Genomic DNA, 6045 nt, shown 5'->3' with positions numbered 1-6045 from the left:
GCAGCCGCTTATGGTAAATGGGCCACCTGTTCCACGGATGCCTCCACCATAGGAAGCGGAGTTCCCGGAGATGGTGCAGTCGCTTATGACAAATGGGCCACCATCTGCATCGATGCCGCCACCAGAATAAGCCGAGTTCGTGGAGATGGTGCAGCCGCTTATGGTAAATGGGCCACCTGTTCCACGGATGCCTCCACCATAGGAAGCGGAGTTCCCGGAGATGGTGCAGCCGCTTATGGTAGATTGGCCATCGCTTGCATAGATGCCGCCAGCAAAGTTACCGGAGACGGTGCACGAAGTAACATGAAGGGTCGTACTTTGGCTGCGCAGTCCAGTCGAGGCATTGTTCCTGATGACGCAGTGTTCAATAACGCGAGTCCCAGTGCCAGACAAGAACTGTAGCGCCGCCTGATCGGACGCGCCGCCGTACTCCACGGTGCAGTATTCCAGTATGCTCCCGCTGAGATAGCCGCCGCCCTGGTCAAGATTGGTGTCAACGCTCTTCTCACTGAAAACAATATTAACCCAGTCCCCCTTTGCCGGAGTTGTTTGGCTAGAAGTGAACGTGATTGACTCAGATGCTGTTCCTCTGGCGACTAGCTGCCCATCAATCAACATTCCTTTCAATGCTTCGAACTTGACTGTCACCCCTGGCTCAACGGTGAGAGTAACCCCCTCGTTTACCAGTACACTGCTGGTGACAATATAGGGGCTGTTGGCCTTGGTCCAGGTGGTGTCAGAGGTGATCTGGCCGCCTACATCAGTGGCTCTGACTGGTGCGGAAGCCAGCATAGACAACAGAACAGAGAACAGCAGGCCAATAACAATGGCAAAAGATACTAAGAAGTGTATGGTACTCTTTCTACTCACGTTCCCCCCCTTTACGAGCGTTGTATGATGACCCATTGAGCAATAGTCGTAGGACTTCCCTGGCATGGGCTATGTCAGGAAGTTGTTTTGAATAATACCAAACAGGCAATAGGGGGTGTCAACTTCTGGGTAATTATGCCAAATACGCAAGACACAGACCATATACTGGCAAAAGCCAAGGCAAGCGGCTGCTACAGACAACTAATGCTCAAGGAGTTCCTGCTCTTCACCAACTTGGCAGTCAGTTCCAATGTCGCAATTGCGCTCCGCACCCCAACATTTTATGTAAACTACGTGCCCCGGTTGAGCCTGGAACGCAAGCTCACTTTTCGAGCTTGAATTCCCACCTGCAGGCGATGTCTTCCGGGCTCTTCCGCGGCGGCAGCACCAGAGGTGTTACCTTTATCTTCGGGTTGATCATGTACTTCTCGATGACCGGCTTCTCCAGATGATGGCACATCGGGATTATCCTCTCCGGCTCAGCCTTCTCGAAATAGTCCAGCGTGCGGCACTTCATCACTGTCATGATGACATGGTTCGGGCTCTTGATATCATACTCAGCCGGATAGAGCCCTACCGTGTTGTCCAGGGGCAACTGTTCCGCTTTCAGAGAATCAAGCACTGTCTCCAACTTGATGTTGCCGATCTTGGCATACCGCGGATTAACCCGCTCCCCCACCCTCATCCATGATGCCAGCTCGCACTCATTGGCCACTTCCAACCCGTATCTGCTCCTCACCGCATCATAATAGCCGCCACTCATGATGATCCAGGCATACTGATAGGCAACCATCAGCTTGAGAAGGAAGTCCTTGGAGAAGTTCTTGTGGGTCAGCCTGGGATAGAATGGGCCGCTGTAATCGTTTAACTCAGGGATATCGCTTGTCTCGTTTACTACTTCAGCCTTGCTTCGAATCTTGGTACCCGCGGGAACAGTGATCTTGTATTCCCACTGACAGGCAATTTCATCCTGGCTCTTCCGGGGCGGCAGCTTAAGAGCCTTCACCTTGATATTGGGATTAACAATGTATTTCTTGATTATCTGCGGCTCATTGACCTGACACATCGGCACTATCCGGTCCGCATCTTCCTTCTCGCACCATTCCAGAGAGGGGCACTTCCGCACCGTAACTATGGCATGGTTCTCGTTCTTTATGTCATATTCAACCGGGAATATCCCTCCCATGGTATTGTCCAGAGGCAACTGGAGGAGTTTCAGGGAATCAACGACATTATTCAAGGGGATGTTGGCCAGCTTGGCATAGCGTGGATTGCACCGCTGGGCCACCCTGAACCACATCTCCATATCACACTCCCAGGCTACCTGATAACCATATCTCTTCTTAACCACATCAAACCAGGCTGAGTCCATCTGGAGCCAGGCCCACTGCCAGACACCAATGATCTTGACCAGAAACTCCTTGGAGAAGTCGGAATACCTCAGATTGGGATTAAATGGTCCACTTAAATCGTTCAACTCTGCCACTTTATCTCCTTTCCCTTTTCAGCCCAGAGCGACAGACACATTATCTCTGAATCACTCTCTGCAAAAATAAATGCTTCCGCCGACCTAGATATTTGCGGCCACCCTCGCCGCCTGATAGGCTACTTCAGCCGCATCCCGCGGCCTGACACAATCGCCAACCATATGTAATTCAGGAACAGCACCCTCAAGTTCCTTGGCCAGCCCGTTATCCGACTGCATACCGACCGCCATAATCACCGTGTCAGCCGGCAAGGAGTAGATCTCGCCACCTAGAGAGAAGATCACCGCATTATCAGTGATCTCCACGACTGTAGCATGCAGGTAGAGCGGGACACGTAAATCAAGGAGCTTTTTGGCCAGGGTCTTGAAGCTGAATTTCTCCAGATTGATCCCATCTTCACCCAGCCCGGCCCGAGTGACCAGACTCACCTCCATGCCCTGCTCCGCCAGCCAGATGGCCACCTCCATCCCTATAAAGCGCCCACCCACCACCACAACCTTGCCTTTAGGCTTAGCCTTGCCTTCTATGACATCATGGCCCTGCACCACATTCTTGCCCGCACCACCAGGCACCCTCAGCCCCACCGGAACCGCACCGGTGGCCAGTACCACCGCATCGGGCTTGAGCCCTATCACTTTGTCTCTGCTGACCTCCGTCCCCAGCTTAATGGCAACACCATGCTTGTCTAATTGACGCTTGAGATATTCAGCAAAGGTGGCATAGTCTTCCTTCCCCGGCGTGGCACAGGCCACATTCCACTGGCCGCCAAGCCTGGACTTCTTTTCATACAGAGCTACCTTATGCCCTCGCTGCGCCAGGAACAGGGCCGTCTGCATGCCACCCAGCCCGCCGCCGATCACCATCACCTTTTTGGGTGACTTCGCCGGCACGGGCGGATACTTCGCCTCTCTGTAGAGATACGGGTTTACCGAACAGGAACCAGGCCCGGCTTGAGGATCGGACTTCAGACAGTTATTGCAGTAGATGCACCGCCGCACCTCCTCCACATGGCCCTCACGAATCTTATCGGGAAGATCAGGATCAGCCAGCAGCGGACGTCCCATAGCTACAAAATCCGCCCTCCCCTTCGCAACCACCTCCTCTGCCAGCTCCGCGTTTATCTTGCCTACAGCTATCACCGGCACCTTAACACCCTTCTTCATCTTCTCCGCCAGCGGCACCATAGGGCCTCCGGGATAGGGATAGCAGGGGATGCTCAAGGTGGACCAGTACTCCAGCCCGCCAGACACACTGATGGCATCGGCACCGGCCGACTGCAGAATAACCGCCTGGCTTATCGCCTCATCAAGAGTAATACCACCATCGATGTCATCACTGCCATTGATTCTCACCCATACCGGGAACTCCCGCCCCACCTCTCGTCTCATCTGCTCCATGACCCTCCGGGCAAAGCGGGTCCTGTTCTCCACACTGCCCCCGTACTGGTCTGTTCTGCGGTTAGTCACAGGGGACAGAAAACTACTTAAAAGACAACCGTGACAGGCATGCAATTCAATGGCATCAGCCCCTGCCTCCCTGGCCCGGCGCGCCGCTGCACCGAAATCTTCCACGTAACGGTCGATGTCCTTCTCGCTGAGCTCATGGTAGGGATTATGGACTTTCTTCAGCCAGGGCATCATCGAAGGCACCAGGATCGAGACACCTTCGGGAACAACCTCTGAATACAACAGGAGCAAGCCGATATGCATCAACTGGATGCAGAACTTCGCCCCACCCTCATGCACCGCATCTGCCACACGCCTCCAGTCGTTAATATGAACATCATCACACAGCGCCATAGTGAAAGGCATCGCAGAATCGCGGCTGACCGCAGCAAACTGCGGAGTAACCAGTCCCACACCACCCGCAGCCCTGGCTCGATAGTAACCGATCAGGCGGTCGGTGACCCTCCCCTCCGCATCAGCCAATTGCGTGCCCATAGCAGGCATAATCAGCCTGTTCTTCAACTGCAGTGAACCTATCTTGCCGGGTTGGAACAATGATGGGAAAGACGTCATCTATCTCCTTCGGAGAACTCCGCTGAGTCTCGGTGGAAGTAAGAAAATGTAAGAGTCTTCAATCTCTAACTTCGGCAAAATCACCTGGTACCTTGGACAGCCTTGCGTAGAAATTATAGTCCCCTGAAACCCCACAGCGCAATGCAAAGGGAACCCCTATTGTCAGTGGGAATCCAAAAATGGAGAAACCAAAGGCATTTGTGACTATTTGACGACCTTGAGGATCTCCTTGAACCTGGGCCCTTCCGCCACCCGCAGCAACTCAAACAGGGCAGCCTCGACGCTGGTGATGCCGGCGCCTACATCCTTCATCATCTGCAGGCCGATGTCCCTGTTCTCAGCCGTCCTTGAAGAAACCGCATCGGCGATGACATGTACCCCATACCCCGACGCAACGAGATCAACAGTCGTCTGATAGACGCAAACATGGGTTTCGATGCCTGCAAGAAGTACCTGCCGGCGCTGCAGTGCCTTCAGCTCCTTCGTAAAGCGCTCGTCGCCACAGCAGCTAAAGCTGAACTTCGGTATCGGCTGAAAGTGGGGTACCAGGGCCGCTATCTCGGGTATTGTCGGCCCCAGTCCCTTGGGATTCTGCTCTGTTACAATAACAGGTACCTCCAGAATCTGCGCTCCTTTGATGATCTTCTGGAGATTTTCAAAGAGCAGTTCCTTGCGGTACATCGACTGGGCCAATTTCCCCTGGATGTCAATAACAACCAGAACAGCCTTATCTGACGAAAGCATGAAACTCAACCTCCTAAGAATTCGTGATCTATCTACAGGGTCACAACTCCAGGGTATCCCAGTGATTGAAGCCCTTGGAGAAGTCCAGATAGTCAATCTTGCCGGGGCTGATCTTGAGGAAGGGGATGATGTCGATGGTAACTCCATAGCCGCCCAGGTATTTGTGGACCTGGGGAAACTTGTCGCCAAACATCTTCTGCACCCGCTTCAGGTCTGCCTCATCCTTGATCCATTCGACAGTGCCGGACAAATGCACTCCCCTGATCTCATCCCAGTCCAGATAGTCCTCAGTAACAGCAAAAGCCATCTTGTTGCAGAACGCCATGTTCTTCGCCTTCCGGCTGCTGGGGTCAGTCATGAAGTAGATGTCGAGTCCCTGGTTCACGTAGGATACGGTACTGGCATGTGCACTGCCATCCTCGCTTACCGTGGCCAAGGTGCAGTGGCGGTGAGTGTCCAGATACTTGACGATAGCCTTCCTCAGATCTTCCTTCATGATTCTCCCTCCTGCGGTAAAGGTGGATTAGACTTCAGACATCCGCCCCGCTAATCCTGGGGCAGACACCGTCTCAACTCAAACACCACCGGATTTCCCGCGTCCGGGCAGGCGATGGTGGCTCTGTCTTTGTCATCTTCCCAGGGGAACGAGCCCCCAAACTGCAGTACCCCGGCAAAAGGGAAGAGGGTGTAAAAGGCCCAGGGACACATGCCCGGTGGGGTTTTCTCCCCTATGACAAACTCATCGCCCAAGCGGTGCCCAGCCGAGCAGGTCCCCTTTTGGGATATCACCCTGGCTATAATCTCAGCCATCTTCTCCTTCCGACCGGACGGTGTCTCTACTCATAGCCTTCTAAGAACACTCGCAGAGCAGGGAAAGACATGGTTGCCTCAGACCTCACAACCCGATGACGAAGCGCCCATCCCTG

Annotated in this window: 7 protein-coding genes; 1 reads left to right on the top strand and 6 read right to left on the bottom strand. The window is 53.8% G+C overall.

Features of this window, described 5'->3' with window-relative positions:
- A partial coding sequence (locus NTZ04_00280) for a right-handed parallel beta-helix repeat-containing protein (protein ID MCX5990765.1) occupies positions 1 to 870 on the bottom strand: 870 nt, incomplete at its 3' end.
- An 87-nt stretch (positions 871 to 957) separates the two neighbouring features.
- Between NTZ04_00280 and NTZ04_00275 the strand changes: the two genes are divergently transcribed.
- Entirely contained in the window at positions 958 to 1209 is a 252-nt protein-coding gene (locus NTZ04_00275) for a hypothetical protein (protein ID MCX5990764.1), read from the top strand.
- On the opposite strand, the gene NTZ04_00270 is transcribed toward NTZ04_00275, so the two are convergent.
- From NTZ04_00270 to NTZ04_00250, 5 genes are all read right to left on the bottom strand, one after another.
- Positions 1193 to 2356: a DUF6125 family protein gene (locus NTZ04_00270; protein ID MCX5990763.1), complete on the bottom strand. Its 1164-nt coding sequence runs from the start codon at positions 2354 to 2356 to the stop codon at positions 1193 to 1195. The two genes, NTZ04_00275 and NTZ04_00270, sit on opposite strands and share 17 nt — an antisense overlap.
- Before the next feature lie 84 nt (positions 2357 to 2440).
- Positions 2441 to 4375, bottom strand: a complete 1935-nt coding sequence (locus NTZ04_00265; protein ID MCX5990762.1) for an NAD(P)/FAD-dependent oxidoreductase — start codon at positions 4373 to 4375, stop codon at positions 2441 to 2443.
- Between the two features lie 204 nt (positions 4376 to 4579).
- On the bottom strand, positions 4580 to 5119 hold the full coding sequence (locus NTZ04_00260) for a hydrolase (GenBank protein MCX5990761.1): 540 nt from the start codon (positions 5117 to 5119) through the stop codon (positions 4580 to 4582).
- 40 nt (positions 5120 to 5159) lie between these two features.
- Positions 5160 to 5615 (bottom strand): pyridoxamine 5'-phosphate oxidase family protein, encoded by a 456-nt coding sequence (locus tag NTZ04_00255; protein ID MCX5990760.1) that lies wholly within the window; start codon positions 5613 to 5615, stop codon positions 5160 to 5162.
- A 50-nt stretch (positions 5616 to 5665) separates the two neighbouring features.
- Positions 5666 to 5929, bottom strand: a complete 264-nt coding sequence (locus NTZ04_00250; GenBank protein ID MCX5990759.1) for a TIGR04076 family protein — start codon at positions 5927 to 5929, stop codon at positions 5666 to 5668.
- Between the last annotated feature and the right edge of the window lie 116 nt (positions 5930 to 6045).

This window comes from Chloroflexota bacterium, assembly GCA_026389585.1.
GTDB lineage: Bacteria > Chloroflexota > Dehalococcoidia > UBA2247 > RBG-13-53-26 > JAPLHP01.
This window is presented reverse-complemented; position numbering and strand designations above follow the sequence as displayed.